This is a genomic window from Erythrobacter sp. RANMB8 (genome assembly GCF_056848235.1).
Genome location: NZ_JBREHG010000004.1, coordinates 137318 through 161694, shown reverse-complemented (window position 1 = coordinate 161694; position 24377 = coordinate 137318). Strand labels below are relative to the sequence as shown.

27 protein-coding genes are annotated in these 24377 nt (G+C 65.9%); 10 read left to right on the top strand and 17 right to left on the bottom strand.

Features of this window, described 5'->3' with window-relative positions:
* Positions 1-77: 77 nt before the first annotated feature.
* Positions 78-2003 carry an ATP-binding protein gene (locus ACU0AG_RS08350; protein ID WP_482781805.1) on the top strand — a complete coding sequence of 642 codons (1926 nt, stop codon included), beginning with the start codon at positions 78-80 and terminating at the stop codon, positions 2001-2003.
* Complete coding sequence (locus ACU0AG_RS08345) at positions 2000-2644, top strand: response regulator (protein ID WP_482781804.1); 645 nt, start codon at positions 2000-2002, stop codon at positions 2642-2644. Before ACU0AG_RS08350 ends, ACU0AG_RS08345 begins: the two co-directional genes overlap by 4 nt.
* 59 nt (positions 2645-2703) lie before the next feature.
* Here the strand turns inward: ACU0AG_RS08345 and ACU0AG_RS08340 are convergent, their stop codons facing one another.
* From ACU0AG_RS08340 to ACU0AG_RS08330, 3 genes are read right to left on the bottom strand one after another with little or no spacing between them, the layout of a single operon-like run.
* Positions 2704-3402 (bottom strand): DsbA family oxidoreductase, encoded by a 699-nt coding sequence (locus tag ACU0AG_RS08340; protein ID WP_482781803.1) that lies wholly within the window; start codon positions 3400-3402, stop codon positions 2704-2706.
* Positions 3384-4274, bottom strand: a complete 891-nt coding sequence (gene nudC / locus ACU0AG_RS08335; protein WP_482781802.1) for an NAD(+) diphosphatase — start codon at positions 4272-4274, stop codon at positions 3384-3386. Before nudC ends, ACU0AG_RS08340 begins: the two co-directional genes overlap by 19 nt.
* Entirely contained in the window at positions 4274-5593 is a 1320-nt protein-coding gene (locus ACU0AG_RS08330) for a serine hydrolase domain-containing protein (protein ID WP_482781801.1), read from the bottom strand. Before ACU0AG_RS08330 ends, nudC begins: the two co-directional genes overlap by 1 nt.
* Positions 5594-5710: 117 nt before the next feature.
* On the opposite strand from ACU0AG_RS08330, the gene ACU0AG_RS08325 reads away from it, so the two are divergent.
* Positions 5711-5932, top strand: coding sequence for a hypothetical protein (locus ACU0AG_RS08325; RefSeq protein WP_482781800.1), 222 nt, complete (start codon positions 5711-5713; stop codon positions 5930-5932).
* Here the strand turns inward: ACU0AG_RS08325 and ACU0AG_RS08320 are convergent.
* Positions 5929-6972 carry an A/G-specific adenine glycosylase gene (locus ACU0AG_RS08320; protein WP_482781799.1) on the bottom strand — a complete coding sequence of 348 codons (1044 nt, stop codon included), beginning with the start codon at positions 6970-6972 and terminating at the stop codon, positions 5929-5931. The genes ACU0AG_RS08325 and ACU0AG_RS08320 overlap by 4 nt on opposite strands.
* Positions 6973-6995: 23 nt before the next feature.
* Between ACU0AG_RS08320 and ACU0AG_RS08315 the strand changes: the two genes are divergently transcribed.
* The 4 genes from ACU0AG_RS08315 to smc all read left to right on the top strand — a co-directional run bounded on the left by ACU0AG_RS08315 (position 6996) and on the right by smc (position 12603).
* Complete coding sequence (locus ACU0AG_RS08315; protein WP_482781798.1) at positions 6996-7529, top strand: DUF721 domain-containing protein; 534 nt, start codon at positions 6996-6998, stop codon at positions 7527-7529.
* A gap of 25 nt (positions 7530-7554) precedes the next feature.
* Positions 7555-8313, top strand: coding sequence for a DsbA family protein (locus tag ACU0AG_RS08310; RefSeq protein WP_482781797.1), 759 nt, complete (start codon positions 7555-7557; stop codon positions 8311-8313).
* 89 nt (positions 8314-8402) lie between these two features.
* On the top strand, positions 8403-9152 hold the full coding sequence (locus tag ACU0AG_RS08305; protein WP_482781796.1) for a thioredoxin domain-containing protein: 750 nt from the start codon (positions 8403-8405) through the stop codon (positions 9150-9152).
* A gap of 28 nt (positions 9153-9180) precedes the next feature.
* Positions 9181-12603 carry a chromosome segregation protein SMC gene (gene smc / locus ACU0AG_RS08300; protein ID WP_482781795.1) on the top strand — a complete coding sequence of 1141 codons (3423 nt, stop codon included), beginning with the start codon at positions 9181-9183 and terminating at the stop codon, positions 12601-12603.
* Between the two features lie 2 nt (positions 12604-12605).
* On the opposite strand, the gene ACU0AG_RS08295 is transcribed toward smc, so the two are convergent.
* The 5 genes from ACU0AG_RS08295 to rpmF all read right to left on the bottom strand — a co-directional run bounded on the left by ACU0AG_RS08295 (position 12606) and on the right by rpmF (position 15775).
* Positions 12606-13037 carry a MerR family transcriptional regulator gene (locus ACU0AG_RS08295; RefSeq protein ID WP_482781794.1) on the bottom strand — a complete coding sequence of 144 codons (432 nt, stop codon included), beginning with the start codon at positions 13035-13037 and terminating at the stop codon, positions 12606-12608.
* Between the two features lie 34 nt (positions 13038-13071).
* On the bottom strand, positions 13072-13371 hold the full coding sequence (locus ACU0AG_RS08290) for an integration host factor subunit alpha (protein WP_482781793.1): 300 nt from the start codon (positions 13369-13371) through the stop codon (positions 13072-13074).
* A 129-nt stretch (positions 13372-13500) separates the two neighbouring features.
* A complete protein-coding gene (locus ACU0AG_RS08285; protein ID WP_482781792.1) occupies positions 13501-14484 on the bottom strand; it encodes a beta-ketoacyl-ACP synthase III in 984 nt (327 codons plus the stop codon).
* The gene (plsX, locus tag ACU0AG_RS08280) at positions 14481-15560 is read right to left on the bottom strand and encodes a phosphate acyltransferase PlsX (RefSeq protein ID WP_482781791.1); all 1080 of its coding nucleotides are present in this window, start codon (positions 15558-15560) and stop codon (positions 14481-14483) included. The genes ACU0AG_RS08285 and plsX overlap by 4 nt, the downstream gene beginning before the upstream one ends.
* 38 nt (positions 15561-15598) lie before the next feature.
* The gene (gene rpmF, locus ACU0AG_RS08275; protein WP_482781790.1) at positions 15599-15775 is read right to left on the bottom strand and encodes a 50S ribosomal protein L32; all 177 of its coding nucleotides are present in this window, start codon (positions 15773-15775) and stop codon (positions 15599-15601) included.
* Between the two features lie 225 nt (positions 15776-16000).
* Here rpmF and ACU0AG_RS08270 point away from each other — a divergent pair, with 225 nt between their 5' ends.
* Positions 16001-16396 (top strand): MAPEG family protein, encoded by a 396-nt coding sequence (locus ACU0AG_RS08270; RefSeq protein ID WP_482781789.1) that lies wholly within the window; start codon positions 16001-16003, stop codon positions 16394-16396.
* On the opposite strand, the gene ACU0AG_RS08265 is transcribed toward ACU0AG_RS08270, so the two are convergent.
* Genes ACU0AG_RS08265 through ACU0AG_RS08255 form a run of 3 tightly spaced genes read right to left on the bottom strand, consistent with a single transcriptional unit; the run spans position 16393 to position 17960 of the window.
* A complete protein-coding gene (locus ACU0AG_RS08265) occupies positions 16393-16584 on the bottom strand; it encodes a hypothetical protein (protein ID WP_482781788.1) in 192 nt (63 codons plus the stop codon). The two genes, ACU0AG_RS08270 and ACU0AG_RS08265, sit on opposite strands and share 4 nt — an antisense overlap.
* A 12-nt stretch (positions 16585-16596) precedes the next feature.
* Positions 16597-17238 (bottom strand): MBL fold metallo-hydrolase, encoded by a 642-nt coding sequence (locus ACU0AG_RS08260; protein WP_482781867.1) that lies wholly within the window; start codon positions 17236-17238, stop codon positions 16597-16599.
* A gap of 41 nt (positions 17239-17279) precedes the next feature.
* On the bottom strand, positions 17280-17960 hold the full coding sequence (locus ACU0AG_RS08255) for a S24 family peptidase (protein WP_482781866.1): 681 nt from the start codon (positions 17958-17960) through the stop codon (positions 17280-17282).
* A 133-nt stretch (positions 17961-18093) separates the two neighbouring features.
* Between ACU0AG_RS08255 and ACU0AG_RS08250 the strand changes: the two genes are divergently transcribed.
* Together ACU0AG_RS08250 and ACU0AG_RS08245 are read left to right on the top strand one after the other, a co-directional pair.
* Positions 18094-18297, top strand: coding sequence for a hypothetical protein (locus ACU0AG_RS08250; protein WP_482781787.1), 204 nt, complete (start codon positions 18094-18096; stop codon positions 18295-18297).
* Positions 18294-18710, top strand: coding sequence for a hypothetical protein (locus tag ACU0AG_RS08245; RefSeq protein ID WP_482781786.1), 417 nt, complete (start codon positions 18294-18296; stop codon positions 18708-18710). Before ACU0AG_RS08250 ends, ACU0AG_RS08245 begins: the two co-directional genes overlap by 4 nt.
* An 18-nt stretch (positions 18711-18728) precedes the next feature.
* Here ACU0AG_RS08245 and ACU0AG_RS08240 read toward each other — a convergent pair whose 3' ends face one another.
* From ACU0AG_RS08240 to cobT, 5 genes are all read right to left on the bottom strand, one after another.
* The gene (locus tag ACU0AG_RS08240; protein ID WP_482781785.1) at positions 18729-19667 is read right to left on the bottom strand and encodes a D-2-hydroxyacid dehydrogenase; all 939 of its coding nucleotides are present in this window, start codon (positions 19665-19667) and stop codon (positions 18729-18731) included.
* A gap of 126 nt (positions 19668-19793) precedes the next feature.
* Complete coding sequence (cysS, locus tag ACU0AG_RS08235) at positions 19794-21302, bottom strand: cysteine--tRNA ligase (protein WP_482781784.1); 1509 nt, start codon at positions 21300-21302, stop codon at positions 19794-19796.
* Positions 21303-21436: 134 nt separating this feature from the next.
* The gene (locus ACU0AG_RS08230) at positions 21437-22096 is read right to left on the bottom strand and encodes a nitroreductase (RefSeq protein ID WP_482781783.1); all 660 of its coding nucleotides are present in this window, start codon (positions 22094-22096) and stop codon (positions 21437-21439) included.
* Complete coding sequence (locus ACU0AG_RS08225) at positions 22096-22533, bottom strand: hypothetical protein (protein WP_482781782.1); 438 nt, start codon at positions 22531-22533, stop codon at positions 22096-22098. Before ACU0AG_RS08225 ends, ACU0AG_RS08230 begins: the two co-directional genes overlap by 1 nt.
* Positions 22530-24371, bottom strand: coding sequence for a cobaltochelatase subunit CobT (cobT, locus tag ACU0AG_RS08220; protein WP_482781781.1), 1842 nt, complete (start codon positions 24369-24371; stop codon positions 22530-22532). Before cobT ends, ACU0AG_RS08225 begins: the two co-directional genes overlap by 4 nt.
* Positions 24372-24377 lie beyond the last annotated feature (6 nt).

Genomic DNA, 24377 nt, shown 5'->3' with positions numbered 1-24377 from the left:
TGTTCCGGGGGAAGCGCCGCGTCGCGGGCAATGCTAAATCCTGTTGCCATGGCACCCGTCCGAGGCACAGATAGCCTATGCGCAATTCCGCCCGCCTGATGACGCCTGCGGCCCGCCTTGCGGGGCTGGTGCTGGCTGGCGTGTTGCTGGCGGGCGCGCTGCTGACGCTGATGCTGCAACCGGCACAACCGCCGTTCTGGGCGATGGCATACTGGCGCGCCCCTGCCGATCTGCCCGCCGGCTTCTGGGTGGCATGGCTGGTGGGGCTTGGCGCATGGCTGGTATCGGCATGGGTGTTCGCCCTGCGCCCGCAGGACGGCGCGATCCGCCTGTTCGCCTTGTCGGGCGTGATGACACTGGCCTTCACCTTTGCAGGCGCGGTATCGGGCATTGCCATGCCGCTGGAGCGCGGTGTGCTGGTGGCCGCTGCCATGGTCAACGTCACCGGCGCATCAGGTTTCGGGCTTGCGATCATCGCGCTGTTTGCGACCTATCCCGCGCCGCTGCCCTTTGCGCGGGGCATCATCGCCGCCAGCCTCGCCGGGTTCGGCGGGTGGACGATCCTCACCCTCGCCGGCCCGCCCGAAGGCTTCGGCGCGATCCAGGCGATCACCTTTTTCGAGATGCTGGCGATCGTCGCGCTCGCCTTTGCGCAGGCGGTGCGGCGGTGGGACGATCCGGCAAAGCGCGCGATCGCCGTGTGGCTGGGCCTTTCGGTGCTGGTCGGCGCGGGGCCTTTCATCGGGCTGGTGGCAACCCCGCTGACCTTCGGCCTGCCGGCGCTGATGGACGAAAATATCGCCTTCGGTTCGTTCCTGCTGTTCTACGCCGGGATCGCCATCGGGCTGATGCGGTACCGCCTGTTCGATCTGGGCCGCTGGGCCTATGGCCTGCTGTTCTATGCGCTGGCGGGGGCGGCGCTGATGCTGTTCGATCTGGCGCTGATCAGCGTGCTGGCCTTCTCGCCCACCGCCGCCTTCGCCACCACGCTTGGTCTGGTCGCGCTGATCTGGCTGCCGCTGCGCGATCTGGTCTGGAACCGGATCGTGCGCCGGCGGCGGGTGGACGAAATCGATATCTTCGCCAGCGTGGTGCAATCGGTGCTGCGCCCCACCGCCGAAGGCCGCGCCGCAGCCTGGCAGGCACTGGCAGCGGAGATTTTCCAGCCGCTCGAAATCACCACCGGCGATGCCGCGCTCGGCGCGGTCAGGCTCGATGATGAAGGCAAGGCGCTGGAACTGCCCGCCGTGCTGGGCGCGCCTGCGCTGGTGCTGCGCCACCGGCAGAAGGGGCAGGCGCTGTTCACCCGCCGCGACGGCGAGCTGGCGCAGCAGCTGGTGACACTGGCCGAATATGTCGAGGCGAACCGCAGCGCCTATGATCAGGGTGTCAATCAGGAACGCCTGCGGATTGCCCGCGACATCCACGACAATATCGGCGCGCAGCTGATGCAGGCGCTGCATTCGGAAGAAGCGCCGCGCAAGGATGCGATGATCCGCAACACCCTCGCCGACCTGCGCGAGATCATCAACAATTCGCAAGGCGCCGATCTGCCACTGGATGCGCTGCTGGCCGATCTGCGCGCCGAGGCGGGCGACCGGCTGGAACCCCACGGCATCGCGCTCGACTGGGACGATGATGTGCCCGCCGGGCTGACGCTCGCCAAGCCAGAGGTGCACTCGCTGCGCTCGGCGATTCGCGAGGCGACGAGCAATGTGATCAAGCATTCGGGCGCGGGGCGGATGCAGGTGGCGATCACCTTCGATAATGGCGCGATCGGCCTGCGGCTGGGCGATGACGGGCGGGGTCTGGCGGGCCGAGAGGGCGCACAGGCCGCGCCCGGCACCGGCCACGGCCTTGCCAACATGCGCACGCGGTTCGTCAGCATGGGCGGCGATTTCGCGATTCGCTCGGACGGATCGGGCACGCTGATCACCGCCAGCCTGCCGCTGGGCCGGACCAGTGCCGCCCCGCCGCGCGGCGAGCCGAGGGCCGTGGCATGAGCATCACCCGCGTGCTGATCCTCGAAGACCTCGCCGAAACCCGCCGCTGGCTGGGCGGGATCGTGCGCGAGGCCTTCCCCGGCTGCGCGATCACCGAGGCGAGTTCGCTGCGCGAAGGGCTGGCTGCGGCGCGGGAAGGGACGCATGATCTTGCCCTGATCGACCTCGCCCTGCCCGACGGATCGGGCCTCGATGTGGTGCGCGCCCTGCGCCGCCACGATCCGGAAGCGCTGGTGGTGGTGGCAACCGTGATGGGCGACGATGCCTCGATCATCGCCGCGATTTCCGCCGGGGCGCACGGCTATCTGCTGAAGGACAGCCCGGCCGATCTGTTCGTGACCCAGCTCACCCAGTTGCGCAGCGGCTATCCCGCGCTCTCGCCGTCGGTGGCGCGGCTGATGATGCAGCATTTCGCCAGCACCGCCTTCGTGCCCGAAGATGCCGCACTGCTGACCCCGCGCGAGGCCGAGGTGCTGTCCTTGGTCGCAAGGGGTCTGCGCAATTCGGAAGTGGCCGACAAACTGAACCTCACCGCCCATACGGTCGCAGGCTATATCAAGTCGATCTATGCCAAGCTCGGCATCTCCAACAGGGCCGAAGCGGCGCGGCGGGCGGCGCGGTTGGGGCTGACGGAGATTTAGGCCGGTTTTGGCCCGGCTAGACCCCCTCCAGGTCCGTTTAGACCCCCTCTAGACCCCTTCTAGGCCCCCTTTCGGGTGCGGTCTGCCACCCTTCTGAGGGCGTTGACATAGACCTCCGGCGCCTGCGCTCCGGGGATCAGGAATTTGCCCTCGACGATCATGGCGGGCACTCCGGTGATGTTGAGATCCCACGCCTGCGCCTCCTCGGCAGCGACGCGGGCTTCAAGGTCCGGATCGTCCAGCGCGGCCTTGGCGGCTTCGCGGTGGAGGCCGTTTTGTGCTGCAATATCAAGCAGAAGACTGCGGTCTGACAGGTTCTTGCGCTGGTTGAAATGGGCGCGGAACAGGGCAAGTTTCAGCGCGGTCTGCACCGCGGGTCCGGCCTGTTCGAGCGCGAAGGCCAGCAGCTTGTGGCAATCGCGGGTGTTCCACATCATCGCCGGGGGAGCATCGCCCTCACCCTCGTAGGAAAGCGACACCCCGGCCCCTTCCGCAATCGCCTTCATCTGCCCCCGGATCGCCGCGCCCTCTTCGGCACTGCGACGATATTTCCTTTGCAAATGAAGCTCTTGCTCCTCACCTTCAGGCGGCATCTGCGGGTTGAGTTCGAACGGCCGCCAGCGGATCTCGGCGGCGATTTCGCCCTCCAGTTCGGCCAGAGCCTTGGTCAACTGCCCGTATCCGATCAGGCACCAGGGGCACATGACATCGGAATAGATGTCGATCGCAAGGCTCCGCATCACCGGTCGAGCCACCATGCAATGAGGTGGTGCGCGATCGCGAAGGGGCGCGGGAAATAGAGGAGATCGGTGCCATGTTCGCCTGCGGCGCGGGCCTCTTCCAACTCGGCGCGGGTGAACCAGCGCGCATCGTCGAGCTCGGTGGTGTCGATGGTCAGCTCCGGATCATCCGCCACGCAGGTGCAGCCGATCATCAGCTGGCTGGGAAACGGCCATGGCTGGCTGGCGATGTAACGCACATCGCGCACCTTCACCCCCGCCTCCTCGTGAATTTCGCGGGCGACAGCCTCCTCGATCGTCTCCCCCGGTTCGACGAAGCCGGCGAGGGCCGAATACATCCGCGGCGGAAAGCGCGGCTGGCGGCCCAGCAGCAGGCGGTCTTCATGCTCGACCAGCATGATCGTGACAGGATCGGTGCGCGGGAAGTGATCCGCCCCGCAGCCATCGCAGTGGCGCTGCCAGCCGCCCTTCACCAGCTTGGTCGGCGCGCCGCAATTGGCGCAGAAACGGTGGCGGGCGTGCCAGTCGATCAGGCTGCGCGCCCCGCCGTAGATCGCCAGATCTTCGGGCTGGAGCATCTGCATCACCTGCCAGGCGCGCGGCATCGCAGGCCCCGCTGCACCCTGATCGGGAACGGCGGCGAAATGCGCCCGGTCGTCCAGCATCCCGAGGAACACCAGCTCCGCATCAGGCGAGACATCGGCGATGGTGTGCCACAGCAGGTGGCCCTGATCGTCGAATTCGGGCAGCAGGCCATCAAGGTTCATCACCCGCGCCCGCCAGTTCATCAGATTGCCGAGCGCCGCCGGATCGACGCGGATATTGTCGGCCCGGTCCATCGGCGAGCCGGAAAAGGCCATAAGCGGCGCGGAAGTGACAGGATGGTGCATCAGGCCGCCTTCTGCTTCGACCGCATTGCCGCCAGATCGGCCTCGAGCGCAGCCATGAACTCGTCCCGGATCGGATAGGCCTCGGAAGGCATATACTGGGTGAACAGGGTGGAACGCAGGCCGAGGTTGAAGTCCACCGCTGCCAGCGTGCCCGCCGCGCCGCCCCAGCCGAAACTGCCGTCCTTCACCCGGCCGCCCGCGCCGTGGCCTTCGCCTGCGATCCAGCTGCCGCTGGTATCGACGCTGGCGGGCAGCAGGTTCGACGTGCCGGTGCGCACCGCTTCCTCGCTCATCACGAACTTCCCGTCGAGCCTGCCATAGCCGAGCAGCATCCGCAGGAAGCGGTCGTAATCCTTCGGGCTGGAGACCAGCCCGCCGCCGCCTGCGGGCACTTCGGGCGGATCGAGATAGATCGAGTTGACGCCGGGATCGAGCGGGAAGGCATTGCCGCCGATGATGCCGTAATTGTCGGTCAACCGGTGCGCCTCGCTTTGCGGCACCTGCATCCACGTGCTGGTCATGCCGCAAGGATCGAAGATGCGCTGCTTCAGGAAGGCCTCGAATTCCATCCCGCTCGCCACCTCGATCACCCGGCCGAGCAGGTCGATCGAGCAGGAATAGCTCCATTTGGTCGCAGGCTGATACATCAGCGGCAGTTCGGCCAGCCGGTCGGCCCAGGCCGCCAGGCCCGGTGCGGGGGTGACCGGCGGGAAACCGGGGATCGGGATGCGGCTTACCCGCCCTCCGACCAGCCCCTGCTCGTTATAGGCCGCCTGTAACGGCCCCTTGCTGATGATCTGGTAGCCGAGGCCCGCCGTATGCGTCAGCAACTGGCGGATGGTGATCGGGCGATTGGCCGGAACCACATCGTCAAGCGATCCTTCGGGGTTGATCAGCACCTGCATGTCGCGGAACGCGGGCAGGATTTCGTGGAGCGGCTGATCAAGGCCAAGCCGGCCTTCATCAATCAGGATCATGGTCGCCATGCCGGTGATCGGCTTCGACATCGAATAGATCCGGAACAGCGAGTTTTCATCGACCGGAGTCGGTTTGGCCAGCGACAGCGTGCCGCCGCCAACAGTATGTGCGTGGGGCTGCTGCCCCCAGCCGAAGGTCAGGAACAGGTTGGCGACCTTGCGGCTATCGACATAGCGCTTGGCCAGCGCGGCCACATTGGGCCAGCTTTCGGCGACATCATGCGCCAGCAGCGCCCGCCCGAACGGCAGAGTGGCAAGCGCCGCGCCGCCAGCAAGCAGCGCGCTGCCGCGAAACAGGGCGCGGCGTGACAAAGCGGGGGTATCGAATTCGCGAAAGGCCATGGGGGTAGAATCTCCGGTCGGTGCGTGGCGCAATGTGTGCGGCAGGCAGGCGCGGGGGTCAATCGGGGTCGGGATAGCAGACTTGCAATCGCGAGGTGTCCTATCCATATAAGACACATGTTGAACGCACTCGCCTATCTCGTCGGGCTTGTCAGCCTCGTGATCGTCATTCCGGCGCAGATTCCGCTGCTCGGCTGGGCCAACTGGGTTGCTCTCCCTGTGATCGTGATCGGCATCATCCTCGGCGCGCTGTCGTCGAAGGATGGCGGACGCAATTTCTGCCTTGTCGTATTGCTGATCGCAGCGGTGCGGCTGATGCTGGGCGGCGGGGTGATCTAGGCCTCGGCCAGCGCCAGCTGCGCGGCCTTGGCGAACAGGGTCGCAAGGCCGGCATCGGCGATCTTCGCAACCGGCCACCACTGCCCCTCGCCCGGTGGGTTGTCCTCCGTCTCGGCACCAAACACCGCAAGCGTCAGGGTGGCATGGGTAAAGCCGTGTCGCACCGCGCCGAGTGCCTGCCATGCCGCATCGACAGGCGCGCCCCCCGATCCATCGGCCTGCGCGCTCCAGCCATCATCGGGAAGCGCACGCATTCCGCCCAGCATTCCGGCGGCGGGACGGGTGACCAGCCACACCTCCTGCCCTTGACGGCGCGTGATCCAGAATGCCGTGCCGCGCCGTTCGGGCACGGGCTTTTTCGCAGGCTTCACCGGGAGCCGCTCGGGCGCGCCCGCCGCGTGGCCCGCGCAGTCCGCACGCAAGGGGCACAGCAGGCAGCGCGGCGCGCGGCTGGTGCAGACATGCGCGCCCAGATCCATCATGGCCTGGGCGAAATCACCGGCGCGCTTGTCAGGCGTGATCGTTTCGGCCGCTGAACGAATGGCCTTGCGCGCCTTGGGCAGCGGTTCTTCGATCGCGAAGAGCCGCGCCACCACCCGTTCGACATTGGCATCGACCACCACCGCCCGCTCGCCAAAGGCAATCGCGGCGACCGCAGCCGCCGTATAGTCGCCAAGCCCGGGAAGCTTGCGCAGTTCCCCCTCGGTCGCGGGAAAGCCGCCCGCCTCTGCCACGGCGCGGGCCGCCTTCACCAGATTGCGCGCCCGCGAATAATAGCCCAGCCCCGCCCAGGCCGCCATGATCGCATCGTCATCGGCAGCCGCAAGCGCCTCGACCGTCGGCCAGGTTGCGGTAAATTTGGCGAAATAGGGCTTCACCGCCGCCACGGTGGTCTGTTGCAGCATCACTTCGGAAAGCCACACGCGGTAAGGCCATGCCGGATCATCGGGCATCGCGCTGCCCGGCGGATTGCGCCACGGCAGGTCGCGGGCGTTGGCATCGTACCAGCCCAGCAGGATGTCGGAGATACTGGCAGTCACGCGCCGCCTATGGCATGGCGGCAATGATGAAAGATAGTGGCAAAGCCGATCCCAAGGGCAAGACAAAACCCTACACCCGCCCGCGCGGACAGGGGGCGAAGGCGATCGGCGATCTCATGCCCGAAATCGGCCGCACCGCGTTCCGCCGCTTCGGCTTTGTGCAAAGCTCGGTCGTGACCCGCTGGCCCGAGATTGTCGGCCCCGCCCATGCCCGCGTGTGCAGCCCCGAGGCGATCCGCTTTCCGCCGGGCGAGAAGGCCGAAGGCATCCTCGATCTGGTGGTCGTGCCCGCCCACGCCCCGCTGATCCAGCAGGTGATCCCCGAGATTATCGAGCGGGTAAACCGCTTCTTCGGCTATCGCGCCGTTGCCCGGGTCAAGCTGCGGCAAGGTGCGGTTCAGCCGCCTGCCGATAACCGCCCTGCCAAGCCGCCACCGTCGCTGAAGCCGATCCCGCTGGAACTCGGCGACAGCTTGCGCGATATCGGCGATCCGGAATTGCGCACCGTACTGGAATCGCTCGCCCGCAGCCTGGGCAACACCGAACAACCATCCTGACAGGAACACAGGAACAGACGCCGACATGATCAAGCCTCTCCTTCTCGGCGCTGCCACCGTTCTGGCGCTGGCGACTGGCCCGGCCACGGCGCAGCAATCGCTGGACCGGCCGGAAAGCAGCTTCGTGCCGCAAACCAATCCCGGCAACTGGCAGACCACCATCATCCGCACCGAACGCGGGCACCAGATCGGCAACCCCGATGCCGAAGCCAAGCTGATCGAATTCGTCAGCTACACCTGCGGGCATTGCGCCAGCTTTACGGCCAATGGCGAACCGGCGCTGGAACTGGCGGGGCTGATGCCCGGCACGGTGCGGCTTGAGGTGCGCCCGGTGATCCGCAACGCGCTCGATCTCACCCTGACACTGCTGGCCCAGTGCGGCGATCCGGCAGGGTTCAAGGGCCGCCATCGGGCGCTGATGCTGGCGCAAGACGAATGGATGGGCAAGGCCCGCAATGCCCCGCAAAGCCAGCAGGCGGTGTGGGGGCGGGCCGACAAGGCGAGCCGCATGAACGCGGCCAGCGCGCTCGGCCTCACGCAGCTGCTGGTGGACCGCGGCCAGACCCGCGCAGAGCTTGACGCTTGCGTGATGGACGATACCGCCGCCCGCAAGCTGCTCGACAATGGCGAAGCCGATTATGCCGAATTCGCCGTGCAGGGCACGCCCAGCTTTGCGCTGGATGGCAAACTGCTGAGCGATGTGCACAGCTGGGACGCGCTCTATCCGGTGCTCTCGGCGCGGCTGACCTCCGTGCCCGAACAGGGCCTCGGCTCGCCCGGCTGATCCGGTTTTTCACAGATCCGCAGCGCCGCCCTTGCTGCAAGGCGGCGCACGCGGCTATTCTTGCCCCCTGTATCGAGGATTCCCGACCTATGACGATTGCCCGCCTTGCCAAGCTGGCGCTTTGCGCTGCTGCCCCCCTGATGCTTGCCGCCTGCGATGATGCCGCCACCAGCGAAGGCGGCGTGACGGCGGGCGAGCCGATCCCTGCCATCGCCCCGCCCGCCGGGGCCAAGTGGGCCGACACTGTCACCGTGACGCCCGAAGGCGGCTACATGATCGGCAACCCCGACGCACCGCTCAAGCTGGTCGAATATGCCTCGCACACCTGCGGCGCCTGCGCGGGGTTTGCCGCGACCGGCAAGCCGGCGCTGAAGGACAAGTATGTCGCCAGCGGTGTGATCAGCTTTGAACTGCGCAATCTGGTGCGCGATCCGATCGACCTTTCCATCGCCACACTGGTGCGCTGCGGCGCGAAGGAAAACATGCAGCCGCTCGCCGATCAGGCATGGGCTTCGCTCAACGATATCTTCGCCAATGTGCAGGCCAATCAGGCGATCTACGAAGCCGCCACCAACCAGCCGGTCGAACAGCGTTTCGTCACCATCGCGCAGGCTGCCGGGTTGATCGATTTCTTCGCCGCGCGCGGACTTTCGGCTGACCAGTCGCGCGCCTGCCTTGCCGATACGGCCAAGGTGCAGGCGATTGCCGATGCGTCGAACAAGCAGTCCGAAGAGCTGAAGATCAACGCCACCCCGACCTTCCTGCTCAACGGCAAGCGGCTCGATGTGACCCAGTGGCCGCAGCTCGAACCGCTGCTGCAACGCGCCGGCGCACGCTGAGGCACAAAGGGGGCGCGGCGTCAGGCTCATGCAGATCCACCGGCTCAAGCTGAGCGGATTCAAGAGCTTCGTCGAGCCTGCCGAACTGCGTATCGAACCGGGGCTGACGGGTGTCGTCGGCCCCAACGGATGCGGCAAATCCAACCTGCTCGAAGCGATCCGCTGGGTCATGGGGGAAACCTCGGCCAAGTCGATGCGCTCGGGCGGGATGGAGGACGTGATTTTTGCGGGCACCTCCACCCGCCCGCCGCGCGACTTTGCCGAAGTGGTTCTGCACGCCAGCGATGATGCGGGCGAGGAACTGGTCGTCACCCGCCGGATCGAACGCGGCGCAGGCAGCGCCTACCGCGTCAACGGGCGCGATGTGCGGGCCAAGGATGTCGCGCTGACCTTCGCCGATGCTGCCACCGGCGCGCACAGCCCTGCGCTGGTCAGTCAGGGCAAGATCGCGCAGGTGATCGCGGCCAAGCCTGCCGAACGCCGGGCGATGCTGGAAGAAGCCGCCGGGATCGCCGGGCTGCACGTGCGCCGCAAGGATGCCGAAAGCAAGCTGCGCGCTGCCGAAGCCAATCTGGCGCGGCTCGAAGACCTGATGGCCGGGCTCGACGCGCAGATCGCGACCCTCAAGCGGCAGGCCAAGCAGGCTGAACGCTACACCGAACTCACCCACAAGATCCAGGCCGCCGAAGCGCGCCTGCTGTTCGCCCGCTGGCGCGAGGCAGCGGCGGCCGCAAAAGAAGCCCGCGCTGCGGCGGGCGCTGCCGAAGAACAGGTTGCCACGGCGCAGACCGCTGTCGCTGCCGCGCAGAAGGAACAGGCCGAAGCCGCGCAGGCGCTCACCGATGCCCGCGACGAACTCGCCGACCGGCGCGACGATGCCAGCGCCCACGGCCACCGCATGGCGGCGCTCGCCGAAAAGCTCGATGCCGCCGAAACCCGCCTTGCCGATCTCGCGCGCCAGCAGAAGCGGCTGGAGGAAGACCGCGACGATGCCGACCGCCTGACCAATGCCGCCGTCGCCGCGCTCGCCCGGCTGACGCAGGAGGTCGCCGCCAGCCGCGAAGCGGTATCGCTCGCCGAAGCCGCCCGCCCCGCCCTTGCCGACAAGGCGGAGGACCGCGAACGCGCCAGCCGCGCCGCCGAACTCGCGCTGGCAAAGGCGACCGCCGATCACGCCGGGGTCGAGGCAGAATGGCGCGTTGCCGAAGCTGCGGTGCAACAGGCGCAGGCCCGCCTCGCCCGGATCGAGGCCGAGGCCGCCCGCATCGCCCGCGCCCGCGCCGATCTGGCGGCGAGCGGCGATCCCGAAGCCGATGTCGCCGCCGCCCGCAGGGCTGCCGATGATGCCGCAGCCGCAGTGGTGACCCTGCGCGAACGGCTCGCCGCCGGGCAGGCCCGCAAGGGCGAATTGCAGACGGCTCGCGATGAAGCCGCCAGCACGCTCGCTGCCGCCCGCGCCGAACTCGCCGGGATCGAGCGCGAGCACACTGCGCTGGCCCGCGACCGCGAGGCCCGCGCCAAGCGCGAGGCGGGGCGGCAAGGCATGGCGACCGCGCTCGACAAGGTCGGGGTTGCGCCGGGGTATGAACGCGCGCTCGCCGCAGTGCTGGGGCGGGATGGCAAATCTCCATTGGGCGCCCCCGCGGCGTCGCAGGACGGGCGGTTCTGGACGGGGGCCGAGGCCCCGAAATCCGTGGCCGACAGCCTGCTTGCCCGCCTCACCGCCTGCCCGCCCGAACTCGCCGCCCGTCTGGCGCTGGTGCATTGCGCCGAGGCCGATGATGGCCGCGCCCTTGCGCCGGGCGAATGGCTCGTGACCCGCGCCGGACACCTGCGCCGCTGGGACGGCTTTGTTGCCCGCGGCGAAGGCGCTGCCGAGGCCGCGCAGCTCGAAGCCGCCAACCGCTTTGCCGAGCTTGACGCCGCGCTCCCGCCCCTGCGCGAGGCCGCCGCCCGCGCCGAGGCCGAAGACAAGGCTGTGCGTGAGGAGCTTTCTGCCCTGCAAACCGCGCTCGTCGCGCTGGAACGCGAACTTGCAGGCGCGATGGATAGCGAGCGGCAGGCCTTGCGGCGGCTCGATCAGGCCGAAGCCGCCAAAGAGCGCCTCGCCGCCCGCCTCGCTGAACTCGCCGCCAGCGCCAGCGACATCGAAGCCCAGATCGCCGCTGCCCGCGCCGAAGTCACCGCCGCCGAGGAAGCCCGCAGCCGCCTGCCCGCCCGTGATGCCGAACGCGCCGCGCTTGAAGCCGCACAGGCGAAGAACGCCGCTGCCCGCGCCGCGGTGCAGGCGGCCCTCGCCGAACTCGCCGCACAGGATCAGGCGCTGGCCGTGGCGCGGGAGAGGTTGGCAGCGCAGCAGGCCGACCATGCCGGCTGGCAGGCGCGATCCTCCGATGCCGAACGGCGCATGGCCGAAACGACCCGGCGGCTCGCCGAAATCGCCGAGGAACGCGCCGTCCATGCCGCCAAACCCGCCGCGCTGACCGCCGAAATCGAGGCAGGCGAGGAGACCCGCAAGCGGCTCGCCACAGAACTTGCCGCCGCCGAAGCGGTGATGCGCGAGGCCGAGGCCCGCCAGCGCGGCGCCGATGCCGCCCTCGCGCAAGTCACCGAAGTGCTCGCCCAGGCCCGCGAAACCCGCGCCAGCCTCGCCGCCCGCGCCGAGAACGAGGAATTGCGCCGCGCCGAAATGGCCCGCATTTCGGGCGAGCGGTTCCAGTGCCCCCCGCCGCTGCTGTGCGACAAATTCGGTTTTGCCGAGGATGCCCTCGCCCCCGCCGCCGAGGAATCCGCCGAGCTTGAACGCCTCACCACCGCGCGGGAGCGCATCGGTCCGGTCAACCTTGTGGCGGCTGATGAACTCGCCCGGATCGAGGGCGAGCACGGCACCAGCGCGCAGGAACAGGCCGAACTGGTCGAAGCGATCGCGCGGCTGCGCGGATCGATCGGCAACCTCAACCGCGAAGGCCGAGAGCGACTGCGCGCCGCATTCGAGGAAGTGGACGGGCATTTCCGCGAGCTGTTCACGCGGCTGTTCGAAGGCGGGCAGGCGCATCTGGCGCTGGTCGATTCCGATGATCCGCTCGAAGCCGGCCTTGAAATCTATGCCCAGCCACCGGGCAAGCGGTTGCAATCGCTTTCGCTGCTGTCAGGTGGCGAACAGGCGCTGACGGCGACCGCGCTGATTTTCGCGCTGTTCCTGACCAACCCCGCCCCGATCTGCGTGCTCGACGAAGTCGACGCGCCATTGGACGACGCCAATGTCGAACGCTTCTGCGATCTGCTCGAATCGATGGTCGCGACCACCACGACCCGTTACCTGATCGTCACCCACAACGCGGTGACGATGAGTCGGATGCACCGCCTGTTCGGGGTAACAATGGCCGAGCGCGGGATTTCCCGCCTCGTCAGCGTCGATCTGGGAGAGGCCGCACTCTTGGCGGCGGAGTAGCGTTACGTCTCAAGCGCAGCGGCAAGCCTGGCGCGGATGGCTTTCAGCGCGGCGACGGTTTCGGCCATGTCGGGGCCTTCTGTCACCATCAGCCTGACGCCCGGTGCCGTTGCCCCGTCAGCTTCTGCACGTCGATCACCGCTGCGGCGGTCATCCTTGCGGCGGTCGAGCCCGGACTTGGCCGAAGCGCGCAGCACCGCTTCGGCACCCTTGAGCGTGTAGCCTTCGCGGTTGACCAGCCGGTCGATGGTTTCGACCAGCGCGACATCGCCGGGGCGATAATAGCGTCGCCCGCCGCTGCGTTTCAGCGGCTTCAAGAGCGGGAACTGGGCTTCCCAGTACCGCAGCACGTGAGGCTTGATGCCCAGCGCATCGCTGACTTCGCCGATGGTGCGCAGCGCACCATCGTCCTTGCCGTCATCGAACCCGGTCATCAAACCCCACCTTGTCCGTCACACCTTGGGTCCGTTACCCTTTGGCGATCCGCTCTTTGAGCAGTTGGCTCGCCCGGAAGGTCATCACCCGGCGCGGGGTGATCGGAACTTCCACACCCGTCTTCGGGTTGCGGCCGATCCGTTCGTTCTTGTCGCGCAGCACAAAGCTGCCGAAGCCCGAAATCTTCACGTTCTCACCTCTGGCCAGCGCATCGCTCATCTTGGCGAGGATCGCCTCGACCATTTCCAGCGACTCCGCCCGGCTGAAGCCCATCTTGCGATTAATGGTCTCTGCCAGGTCTGCGCGGGTCAAAGTGCCTACCGAACGCATCATGCGTATTCTCCTTCGCGGCGCGACCCGATCGAAGACCTTCAGATTACGAATTTACAGCGGATTTGCAATGCGATGCTCTACGCAGTGCAGACTTTTCAGCAATTTCGTTAGGCAGCGGCAGCCAACGGGTCAGATGCGGATCAGACTGGCGCCCCAGGTGAAGCCGCCGCCCATCGCTTCGAGCATGACAAGATCGCCGGATTTGATCCGCCCGTCCTTGCGCGCCACATCCAGCGCCAGCGGAACCGAGGCAGCCGAGGTGTTGGCATGATCCTGCACCGTCACCACCACCTTTTCGGGCGATATGCCGAGCTTGCGGGCGGTGGCATCAAGGATCCGGGCATTGGCCTGATGCGGCACCACCCAATCGATCTGGTCAGCCGAAACCCCTGTATCCTCAAGCACTTCCTTGAGAACACCCGAAAGATTGGTGACCGCATGGCGGAACACTTCCGGCCCCTTCATGCGCACATGGCCGGTGGTCTGCGTGGTCGAAGGCCCGCCATCGACATAGAGCAGATCGTGCTGCGCGCCATCGGCATGGAGCCGCGATCCGAGGATGCCGGGCCCGTCCATCGTGGCATCGGGCGCTGCCGCTTCGAGCACCACCGCCCCTGCTCCGTCGCCGAACAGCACGCAGGTGGTGCGATCCTCCCAGTCGAGAATCCGGCTGAAGGTCTCCGCCCCGATCACCAGCGCGCGCTTGGCCATGCCGGTGCGCAGCAGCGAGTCGGCGGCCGCCAGCGCGTAGAGAAAACCGGAACACACCGCCGCGACATCGAACGCGATGCCGCCATTGCAGCCCAGCGCATCCTGCACCTTGGTGGCAGTGGCGGGGAAAGTGTTGTCGGGCGTGGCGGTGGCCAGAACGATCAGACCGATGGTGGAGGCATCCACCCCCGCATCGTCAAGCGCCGCACGCGCTGCTGCAATCGCCAGGCTGGAGGTCGTCTCGTCAGCCTCGGCGATGTGACGCTGGCGGATGCCGGTGCGCTCGATGATCCATTCGTCGGAGGTATCGACCCGCTCTGCCAGTTCGGCATTGGTCACAATCCGGCGGGGCAGCGCCGAGCCTGTCCCTAGCAGCCGCGAGCCGATTGCGCCCCCGGTCACGCCGGTGCCTCGTCGCTCTTGGCGGCTTTGCGGGTCTTGGACAGCGCGCCCTCGCCCAGTTGCGACAGATCATGCGCAATCCGCTGGGTCAGTTCGTTTTCGAGCAGCCGCGCCGTCACCGCCACCGCGTGCGCCACGCCCTTGGCATTGGCGCTGCCGTGGCTTTTGACCACCACACCGTTGAGGCCGAGGAACACCGCGCCATTGTGGTTGTTGGGATCGAGATGGTGCTTCAGAAGCTCGGTCGCGGGGCGCGAGACCAGAAAGCCGATCTTCGAACGCAGCGAGGACGTGAAGGCCTGCCGCAGCAGGTCGGTGACGAAGCGGGCCGACCCCTCGATCGCTTTCAGCGCGATATTGCCGGAGAACCCGTCGGTCACCACCACATGGGTTTCGCCGCGGTTGATCTTGTCGCTTTCGACAAAGCCGTCGAATTGCAGCGCCAGCCCGCCCTCGGCTGAAGCGGCGGTGAGCATGGCAGCCGCATCGCGCAGTTCCTCGGTGCCCTTGATTTCCTCGGTGCCGATATTGAGCAGACGGACGACAGGCTTGTCGAAGCCGTTGACGATGCGCGAATAGGCCGCGCCCATCACCGCATATTGCACCAGATTGCGGGCATCGGCTTCGGTATTGGCGCCAAGGTCGAGCATCACCACATCATGCGCCTGCAAGGTCGGCATGATTGCGGCGAGCGCCGGACGATCAATCCCCGGCATGGTGCGCAGCGCCAGCTTGCTCATCGCCATCAGCGCGCCGGTGTTGCCGGCGCTGACTGCCGCACCGGCAGCGCCGGTCTTCACCGCATTGACGGCAAGGCCCATCGAGGTGGTCTTGGCGCGGCGGATCGCCTTGCTGGGCAGTTCGTCACCGCCCACCACATCATCGCAATGCAGGATTTCGGAGGCCGCCCGCAGGTTCGGGTGGTTTTCCAGCGCGGCTTCGATCCGCTTGCTGTCACCCACCAGCAGGAACTTGAAGCTGTCATGATCGCGGCGGGCCAGCGCCGCGCCTTCGATCATCACGCGCACACCTTCGTCCCCGCCCATCGCATCGACAGCGATACGCGGGAGGCTCATCGTGCAGTTCTCCGGTTTATCGAGATGGCCATCGGCAATCAGCCGACGGCAACAACCTGACGTCCGTTATAGTGGCCGCAAGCGCCACAGATGTTGTGCGGGCGCTTCAGCTCGCCACAGTTCGGGCATTCGTGGAACGCCTCGACCTTGAGGGCATCGTGCGAACGACGCATGCCACGACGGGAAGGCGATACTTTTCTCTTGGGGACAGCCATGGCGGCACCAATTCCTCAAATAAACTAGCGTATGCGCCATCAGGCGCCTGCGATTCTCGAAGGCCGCCCATACGGCAAGGAGACAGCGCGCACAAGCGGCAAGCCCATGCGTGCGTTCCTTGGCCAGACATGGCGGGAAGGCGCGCGCTATAGCGGAAAATTCCCGCGTTGCAACCCGCGTAAGGCGGCCCTAGCAAGGCGGCCTGTCAAAGAGGGGATCTTTCCATGACCGTGCTTCCTGTAACGCTCGCGGCGGCGGCCGCTGCTGCTGTGCTCAATATCTGGCTGTCGATCCGCATCGGCGCGGTGCGGCGTGCGCTCTCGATCAGCGTCGGCGATGGCGGCAGCGAAGCGCTGCAACGCCGGATGCGGGCGCAGCTGAACTATGTCGAGAACACCGCCTTCGTGCTGGTGCTGGTGGGCGCAATCGAGCTGGCCGGCAAGGGCAGCTGGTGGCTCAGCCTGGTCGCGGCGGCCTATTTCATCGGGCGCGTGCTGCACGGCTTCGGCATGGACGGCGGCAACTGGGGCTGGGGCCGGATGGTCGGCACGCTGGTGACGATGCTGGTGCTGCTGGGGCTCGCCGTGGTGGCAGCGCTGGTGGCGGCGGGGGTGATTTAGCGCGTCCGCTGGCGCCCCCGCATTTCCCTCAGCGACTGATCAAGCATGCTGTAGATAACAACCACCACCGCAACGATGGCAACTTGCAGCCACAAGCGACCGTGAGCGTGCAGGATGGCGAAATAGACTGCGACAACCATCACCATCCACAAGAACGTGCGCAGCGCCCAATAGAGGAAGTTGCCCATCGTAGTGCCTCGTCAGCTCAGCGCGTAATCGCTGACAAAGGCGTTGGTCTTGCGCTCGCGCCCGAAGGTGCTGGTCGGGCCGTGGCCGGGGATGAACATCACGTCCTCGCCAAGCGGCCAGAGGCGCTGGGTGATCGAATCGATCAGATCCTGATGGTTCCCGCGCGGGAAGTCGGTGCGGCCGATGCTCCCCTGGAACAGCACATCGCCGACGATCGCGAAGCGGCTGGGAGCGTGGAAGAACACCACGTGGCCCGGCGTGTGGCCGGGGCAGTGGATCACGTCGAGCGTGAGTTCGCCGACCGTCACCGTGTCGCCATGCTTGAGCCAGCGGGTCGGGGTGAAGCTTTTCGCCACCATCCCCCAGCGCGGGCCGTCATCGTCCAGCTGGTCGATCCAGAAGCGGTCGTCCTCGTGCGGGCCTTCGATGGGAAGGCCCAGCTCCTCGGCCAGCATCCCGGTCTGCCCGCAATGATCCAAGTGCCCGTGGGTGACGAGCAGCTTCTCCAAGGTGACGCCAGCCTTGGCGACGCCTTCCTTCAGCTTGTCGAGATCCCCGCCGGGATCGACCAGCGCCCCGCGCATCGTTTTGGTGCACCAGATCAGCGAGCAGTTCTGCTGGAGCGGCGTCACAGGGATGATCGCGGCGCGCATGGGGGGGAGCGGTTTGGGGGTGTCGGTCATGACAGCGGGACTTAAATCTTCCCCCCCTTCCACACAACCCGCCCGATGATCGCGACCTCCTCCGCCGCAACCTCCACCGGCGGGTAGGCGAGGTTCTGCGACAAGAGCGCCACCCGCCCCGGCCCGATGCTGGCGACGCGTTTCACCATCAGCGTATCGCCGAGGCGCACCACATGGATGCCATCGCGGAACGGGCGCGGCGCGCAATCGACGAGGATTTCGTCGCCATCGTTGAGCAGCGGCTCCATCGAATCCCCCTCGACCGTGATCGCCGATAGTTGCGCGCGCTCCAAGCCCTGTTCGGCGAGCCAGCGGCGCGAGAAGCGGAAGGTGTCGAAGGCAGCCTCACTCCCTGCGACGCGCCCCGGGCCGGCCGACGCACCAAGATCGAGCCGCGGCACCGCCACCCAATCACCCGATTCGCGGTTTGGGCGCGGCGATGCATAGGAAATATCCTTAACGTCGCGCAACTCCTCCTCCCCCACCCCGAAGAAGCGGGCAAGCGTCTCGCGGTCCTGTTCCTCCAGCTTGCGGGGGCTGCCTTTGCGAATAAATTGCTGGAGATAGGATGGATTGCGCCCGAGCAAATCGGACAAGGCCGCCAAACTCACCCCCCTGCTCTGCGACAATTCCAGCAACCGCGCACGCGGACCGGAGAGCGTTTCAACGCGATTCTGTTGGGTTTCCTTCATGGGCACTTCCTACACGAAGGATTTTTCCTAGACAAGTCCGGAAAAAACTGGAACATTTCAGGAACATCAGGCGATTCGCCCGATGCCAGATACCACTCATGCCACCTCGCAAGCTTCAACAGGGACGCAAACCATGCTGCTTCGGACCATCGAAACCTTCCTGCGGGATTACGCCATGCCCGTAACCAAATTCGGGCGCCTCGCTGCCCATGACCCGCGCTTCGTGCTCGACCTCAGGATGGGGCGCATCCCCCGGCCCGAAACCGAGCTGCGCACCCGCGCATGGATGCAGGGCTATGCCGATCGCAGCGCCGAAGTGCTGAAGGAGGCCGCATGATGCTGACCCAATCCTTACGCGATCCCTTCGCCCGCATCTTCGCCGATTTCGACCCGATCGAGGTCAAGGCCGCGCCCGTCAGCGCCGCCCACCGCCCGCGCCGCACTACCGCCGACCGGGTGCGCGCCGCGCTGATGGCTCTCACCGATGGAGCAGGCACGGTGCTGTCGCATGACGAGAAGCCCTGGGCCTCGATCACCTTTTCCGGCACGCGCCATGAAGTGGTGCTGGAATTCTGCGGCGCTGACACCGTGACGGGCGGGGAGGAGCTGATCGAGCGCCTCCCCGATCATGAATTCACCCTGCCCGGCCAGCTGGTCGCCGATGCCACGATCACCAAGGTTGACCACCGCTTCGGCGCGATGGAGCGGCTGGAGGTGACCGCAGTCCTGCTGCTGCTGGAGGAGGGCTAACCTCTCCTTCAGCGGCAGTCAGTAGCCCAGCCGCGGATCGAACACCGGAGCGACCGGCTCGCCGCGCAGGTATTTGCCCAGATTGTCGAGGAAGCGCTCGCCCGAACGGATGAACATTTTCGATTGCGCCCGCCCCGACAGGTGCATCGAGATATGCGCATTGTCGAGGCTCCACAGCGGATGGTCGGCGGGGAGCGGTTCGGGCGTGGTCACGTCCAGGAACGCCCCGCCGATGGCGCGGGCTTGCAGCGCCTCCACCAGCGCAGGCTGGTCGATCACGCTGCCGCGCGCGATGTTGACGATCACGCAATCGCTCTTCATCGCCACCAGCTCTCCTGCGCCGATCATGCCCTCGGTCTCGGGCGTGGCGGGGACAGCGAGGATCACCCAGTCGAATTCGCCCAGGCGCGCGCGCCATTCGTCGGGCCGCAGGGTGCCCTCCCCGCCCGAACGGCGCACCACGCTGACCTCGACATCGAAGGCTTCGAGCCGCGGCTGGATCAACTTGCCGATCGCGCCATAGCCAAGCAGCAGCGCCTTCGAGCCAGCGAGCTCGCGCTTGCCGGGCGAATCGAACAGCCATTCGTGCCGGTCCTGTGCGCGCACCACCTCGCGGTAGCCCTTGGCGATATTGAGCATCCCCATCACCACATATTCGGCGATGGTGATGGCGTTGATCCCCGCCCCGTTGGTGACGGTGATCCCGCGCTCGATCAGCACGTCCATCGGCAGGAAATCGAGCCCGGCGTAGATCGAATTGAGCCATTTCAGCTTTTTCGCGGCGCGCAGGGTTGCTGCCATCGCCGCCTGATCGTTCATGTCGAACCAGCCGATTTCCGCATCGGCGACAGCGGCCAGCGCCTCCTCGGCCGACATGAACCAGCGCACGTCGAGGCCTTGCGGCAGGTGCGGTTCGAGCATCGGGCGGATCAGGCCGGAAATGGCTAGGATGGTCATGGGTAAGGCCTCAATTCGTCATTGCGAGGAGCCGAAGGCGACGCGGCAATCCATGGATCAACGGTTCGCCAGGGCTTGAGTTCAGTCCATGGATTGCTTCGTCGCTGCGCTCCTCGCAATGACGAATTATGGAAGCTTCCACTCCCAGCCGAGCGGATCGCCGTCCATAATGTTAACTCCATCAGCAATCAAAAGATCGCGGATCAAATCAGATGCTGCGAACTGCCGCAACCTTTTCAAAATCTTCCTAGCATGAATCAGCGACTCCACCTCGTTGTTCTGAAGGGTGTATTGGCAATCTCCTTTGGGGCGCAATCGCAGTAATTTGCGAGACAGTTTCTCGACGTTGAAACCCAAGACTTCGTCCATTATGAAGGCAAGACGAATACGATCGCGGAGTGAGACCTTTTGATTTTGTATTGAGGCCTCGAATATGCGCAGCGCCTCCGGCGTCTTAAGGTCTTCACACAACGATCGATCGAAATCGTCCAAGTAGAACTGACGAACATGGGGTGCCAAAGCTGACCTAAGTCCTTCAATACCAACATGAAACCTCTCATTTTGGACAAATCGAAAGGCAGTCTTCGTACGGAGCTTCTCAAGCACTTGTGCTATCCGCTTGAGCCGCGTCAGCGCCGCGCCGAGCCCCTCCCACGAGAACTCCAGCTCGCTGCGGTAATGCGCCTGCAAGCACATCAGCCGGTAGGCGAGCGGGTGGTAGCCCTTGTCGATCAGCAATTGCAGCCGCAGGAACTCGCCCGAGGACTTCGACATCTTCCCCGACCGTTCGACGAGGAAGTTGTTGTGCATCCAGATGCGCGCACCCGAGTTCCTCGGGTCGTCGAGGCCATTCGTGCAGCAATGTGCCTGGTTCTGCGCGATCTCGTTGGGGTGGTGGATCTCGCGGTGGTCGATCCCGCCGGTGTGGATGTCGAAGGGGAAGCCCAGCACCTCGCCGCTCATCACCGAGCATTCGAGATGCCACCCCGGCGCGCCGCGGCCCCACGGGGAGTCCCACTCCATCTGGCGCGTTTCGCCAGCAGGGGTCTTGCGCCAGATCGCGAAGTCGGCGGCGTTGCGCTTGCCTTCCACTGCCTCGATGCGGCCCTCGCCTTCTTCAGTCTGCGCGCGCGCCAGCCGCCCGTAATCGGCGACCGTGGAGACATCGAAATAGAGCCCGCTCTCGAGCTCGTAGCAGTGCTTCTCCGCGATGCCCTTCGCAAATTCGATCATCTGCGGGACGTAGTCGGTCGCGACCGTCCACTGCGCGGGCTGGCGGATGTTCAATGCGCGCACATCGGCCCAATAGGCCTGCTTGTAATGCTCGGCGATGTCCCAGATCGACTGCGCGCGCTCCGCAGCCATCTTCTCCATCTTGTCCTCGCCCGCGTCGGCATCATCGGTGAGGTGGCCCACATCGGTGATGTTGATGACGTGGGTGAGCTTCAGGCCCTTCCACGTCAGCGTCCGCCCCAGCACATCTGCAAACACATAGGCGCGCATGTTGCCGATATGCGGATAGTTATAGACCGTCGGCCCGCAGGTGTAGACGCGCGCCTCGCCGGGGTGGACGGGCTCGAACACCTCGAGCGAACGGGTGAGCGAGTTGAACAGCTTGAGCGGCGCGTCAGTCATGGGCGCGGCCTTTGCCCTATTCCGTCGTCCCAGCGCAAGCCGGGATCTGGGGCCGCAAGCACTGCGCCTGCCGCCCTGGGCCCCAGCGTTCAACCTTTGGTTGTGCTTCGCAACCGCTGGGGTGACGGGGAGTGTCAGAACCCGATGAACTTCACCTGTTCGCCCAGCGGCACACGCTCGCGCTCGAAATTGTTCACCGGTGCCTCGGGATCGCGGTAGCCGATCGCCATGCCGCAGAAGAACATGTAGCGTTCGTGATCGAGGCCGAGGAAGTCGCGGATCGTATTGGCATAGAGCGCCATGTATTCCTGAAAGCAGGAATCGAGCCCCTCCTCGCGCAGAAGCAGCGCGACGGTCTGCAGCCACATACCGACATCGGACCACTGCGGCTCCTTCATCAGGCGCGGGAAATAGATGAACATGACAGCGGGTGCATCGAAGCTGACCGCGTTCTTCATCATCGCCGCCATGCGTCCCGCGCCATCGTCGCGGGCGATCCCCATCGCGCCGAACATGCCGGCAGAAACCCCGTCGAGACGCTTTTTATAGGCTTCCTCGGTGCCGGGCGCCGCCCAATCATACTCGGCGGCCTGCGGGCCATCGGCAATGATCTTGGCCTGCAGATCCTTGAGCGGCTGGCCGGTGACGATGCTGGCTTCCCACGGCTGGTAGTTGCACCCCGAAGGCGCCCAGCGCGCCGTGTCCATCACCCGGCGGATGACATCATAGGGCACCGGCTTGTCGAGAAACTGGCGGACGGAGCGGCGGGTGGTGACGGCTTCGGTGACGTTCATTAGTTCAAAGTCCTCTCAAAATCCCCAGCGACCGCGTCGAGTTCCGCTTCCGTAACTGGTCGATCCTCGGCGCGACATCTGGCAAAAAGCGTCCAATAATCTGGCACAGCTTCCAGCATCGACTCGATCATTCGAAAAACATGGGGTTGGATCATATCATCCACGAGCGCCTCGCATCGCGCTGACGCGTAACCAGTTCCATCCAGACTAAAGCGAAACCCGAGCACTCGGTCATTTGCGCGGAGCAAACTCGACATTAGCGCTGGACAGTCAAAATCCTCGCCAATGAAAATCTGGGTATGGACCCAACTGCCAACTACTTCAGAGACCCCGACGTTTTCGCCGTTTTTGCCGAGCAAAATGACATGGTCTTCTCCGAGCCGAACGGCGAACCCAGCGGCACTGAGGCCGTCATGAAGTTGATGGAGCAAACTCACCGCCGCCCCTTCACGCCCTTCTCATCCTCGAACAATTCGGCCAGCTGCTCCATGATCGTCCCGCCGAGCTGTTCCACGTCCATGATCGTCACCGCGCGCCGGTAATAGCGTGTGACATCGTGGCCGATGCCGATGGCGACGAGCTGCACGGGGGAGACCTTCTCGATCCACTCGATCACGCTGCGCAGGTGCGCCTCAAGGTAACCGGCGCTGTTCACGCTCAGGGTCGAATCGTCCACCGGCGCGCCGTCGGAAATCACCATCAGGATGCGGCGTTCCTCGGGGCGGTAGAGCAGGCGGGAATGCGCCCAGATCAGCGCCTCGCCGTCGATGTTCTCTTTCAGCAGCCCCTCGCGCATCATCAGACCAAGGTTACGCCGCGCACGGCGCCACGGCTCGTCGGCCTGCTTGTAGATGATGTGCCTGAGATCGTTGAGACGCCCCGGATTCTGCGGCTTGCCGTCGGCGAGCCATGCCTCGCGGCTTTGCCCGCCCTTCCATGCGCGGGTGGTGAAGCCCAAGATCTCGGTCTTGACCCCGCAGCGTTCGAGCGTCCTCGCCAGAATGTCGGCGCTGATCGCGGCGATGCTGATGGGCCGCCCGCGCATCGAGCCCGAATTGTCGATCAGCAGGGTGACAATCGTGTCCTTGAACTCGACATCGCGTTCGACCTTGTAACTCAAGGCCGTGCCGGGCGAGATGATCACGCGGGCGAGGCGCGCGGCATCGAGCACGCCCTCTTCCTGATCGAAATCCCAGCTGCGGTTCTGCTGCGCCATCAGCCGGCGCTGCAAACGGTTGGCGAGGCGCGTCACCACGCCCTGAAGGCCGGTCAGCTGGCTGTCGAGATAGGCGCGCAGCCGGTCAAGCTCTTCCGCATCGCACAGGTCGGGGGCGGCGACTTCCTCGTCGAAACGGGTGGTGAAGGCCTTGTAATCGACGCTCGCGGGGATTTCGGCCTGCGGGCGGTTGGGCCGCACGGGGGCGTTGGAGCCATCGCCGTCCTCGCCCGGTTCGCCTTCGGACATGTCGCCATCGGTCTGGGTTTCGGAGGATTGCTCCCCCTCGCCCTCGCCTTCAGCCATGTCGCCTGCCATTTCGGCGCTTTGCGGATCGCCTTCGCCCTGATTGTCGTCGTCGCCCTGATCATCGTCACTGGGCGCGTCGTCATCGTCAGCATCGTCGCTGTCGCTTTCGTCGGGGGCATCGGTGGGCCGCGTCAGATCGAGTTCGCGCAGCATGTCGAGCGCGAGCTTCTGGAACGCCTCCTGATCGCCGATCTTTTCGGCCAGCCCGGCAAAATCGCCGCCGACTTTCTCCTCAAGGAAATCGCGCACCAGCTCGATCCCGCCTTGCGCCTTCGCGGGCACCGGCTCGCCGGTCAGCGCCTCGCGCACCAGCAGCGCGAGTGCCGTCTGCAAGGGGACTTCGGAGGAATTCTGCGCCCGCACGATCTTGTCGGAAGCGGTGCGCATCTCCGTTGCGGCGTCGAGATTGGCCTTGATCCCGCCGAAGCGGTTTGCGCCCAGCGCCTCGTAACGCACCTGCTCGATCGCGTCGTAGCAGGCCCGCGCAATCGGTTCCGGCGGAGCAGACTTCGCGTGCAGTGCGGCGTCATGATGGCGCAGTTTGAGCGCGAACGAATCCGCAAAGCCGCGGGCCTCGGTGACCTGATCGGCAGGCAGATCACGGCCTGGCAACGGCACGCGGAAGCGGTTGCCCGCCGCGCCCGGCACATCGGCGCTCCACGCGACCTCGACCTCCGGATCGCGCGCAATCGCGCGGCTCGCGCCGGTGAGCGCCTGCTTGAACAGATCGAGCGGGGACTGGTCGGCCATGCGTCT

What these genes read in the sequence shown, in the direction of transcription:
- ACU0AG_RS08260 (WP_482781867.1), bottom strand. Translation starts at nt 17,238, where the DNA reads ATGCGCGCCGCGATCATCCCTGTGACGCCGCTCCAGCAGAACTGCTCG.
- ACU0AG_RS08240 (WP_482781785.1), bottom strand. Translation starts at nt 19,667, where the DNA reads ATGACCATCCTAGCCATTTCCGGCCTGATCCGCCCGATGCTCGAACCG.
- smc (WP_482781795.1), top strand. Translation starts at nt 9,181, where the DNA reads ATGCAGATCCACCGGCTCAAGCTGAGCGGATTCAAGAGCTTCGTCGAG.
- ACU0AG_RS08325 (WP_482781800.1), top strand. Translation starts at nt 5,711, where the DNA reads ATGTTGAACGCACTCGCCTATCTCGTCGGGCTTGTCAGCCTCGTGATC.
- ACU0AG_RS08315 (WP_482781798.1), top strand. Translation starts at nt 6,996, where the DNA reads ATGATGAAAGATAGTGGCAAAGCCGATCCCAAGGGCAAGACAAAACCC.
- ACU0AG_RS08265 (WP_482781788.1), bottom strand. Translation starts at nt 16,584, where the DNA reads ATGGGCAACTTCCTCTATTGGGCGCTGCGCACGTTCTTGTGGATGGTG.
- ACU0AG_RS08295 (WP_482781794.1), bottom strand. Translation starts at nt 13,037, where the DNA reads ATGACCGGGTTCGATGACGGCAAGGACGATGGTGCGCTGCGCACCATC.
- ACU0AG_RS08330 (WP_482781801.1), bottom strand. Translation starts at nt 5,593, where the DNA reads ATGGCCTTTCGCGAATTCGATACCCCCGCTTTGTCACGCCGCGCCCTG.
- ACU0AG_RS08230 (WP_482781783.1), bottom strand. Translation starts at nt 22,096, where the DNA reads ATGAACGTCACCGAAGCCGTCACCACCCGCCGCTCCGTCCGCCAGTTT.
- ACU0AG_RS08270 (WP_482781789.1), top strand. Translation starts at nt 16,001, where the DNA reads ATGACCGTGCTTCCTGTAACGCTCGCGGCGGCGGCCGCTGCTGCTGTG.
- rpmF (WP_482781790.1), bottom strand. Translation starts at nt 15,775, where the DNA reads ATGGCTGTCCCCAAGAGAAAAGTATCGCCTTCCCGTCGTGGCATGCGT.
- ACU0AG_RS08255 (WP_482781866.1), bottom strand. Translation starts at nt 17,960, where the DNA reads ATGAAGGAAACCCAACAGAATCGCGTTGAAACGCTCTCCGGTCCGCGT.
- ACU0AG_RS08310 (WP_482781797.1), top strand. Translation starts at nt 7,555, where the DNA reads ATGATCAAGCCTCTCCTTCTCGGCGCTGCCACCGTTCTGGCGCTGGCG.
- ACU0AG_RS08305 (WP_482781796.1), top strand. Translation starts at nt 8,403, where the DNA reads ATGACGATTGCCCGCCTTGCCAAGCTGGCGCTTTGCGCTGCTGCCCCC.
- ACU0AG_RS08340 (WP_482781803.1), bottom strand. Translation starts at nt 3,402, where the DNA reads ATGGTGGCTCGACCGGTGATGCGGAGCCTTGCGATCGACATCTATTCC.
- ACU0AG_RS08350 (WP_482781805.1), top strand. Translation starts at nt 78, where the DNA reads ATGCGCAATTCCGCCCGCCTGATGACGCCTGCGGCCCGCCTTGCGGGG.
- ACU0AG_RS08245 (WP_482781786.1), top strand. Translation starts at nt 18,294, where the DNA reads ATGATGCTGACCCAATCCTTACGCGATCCCTTCGCCCGCATCTTCGCC.
- cobT (WP_482781781.1), bottom strand. Translation starts at nt 24,371, where the DNA reads ATGGCCGACCAGTCCCCGCTCGATCTGTTCAAGCAGGCGCTCACCGGC.
- nudC (WP_482781802.1), bottom strand. Translation starts at nt 4,274, where the DNA reads ATGCACCATCCTGTCACTTCCGCGCCGCTTATGGCCTTTTCCGGCTCG.
- ACU0AG_RS08250 (WP_482781787.1), top strand. Translation starts at nt 18,094, where the DNA reads ATGCTGCTTCGGACCATCGAAACCTTCCTGCGGGATTACGCCATGCCC.
- cysS (WP_482781784.1), bottom strand. Translation starts at nt 21,302, where the DNA reads ATGACTGACGCGCCGCTCAAGCTGTTCAACTCGCTCACCCGTTCGCTC.
- plsX (WP_482781791.1), bottom strand. Translation starts at nt 15,560, where the DNA reads ATGAGCCTCCCGCGTATCGCTGTCGATGCGATGGGCGGGGACGAAGGT.
- ACU0AG_RS08290 (WP_482781793.1), bottom strand. Translation starts at nt 13,371, where the DNA reads ATGATGCGTTCGGTAGGCACTTTGACCCGCGCAGACCTGGCAGAGACC.
- ACU0AG_RS08345 (WP_482781804.1), top strand. Translation starts at nt 2,000, where the DNA reads ATGAGCATCACCCGCGTGCTGATCCTCGAAGACCTCGCCGAAACCCGC.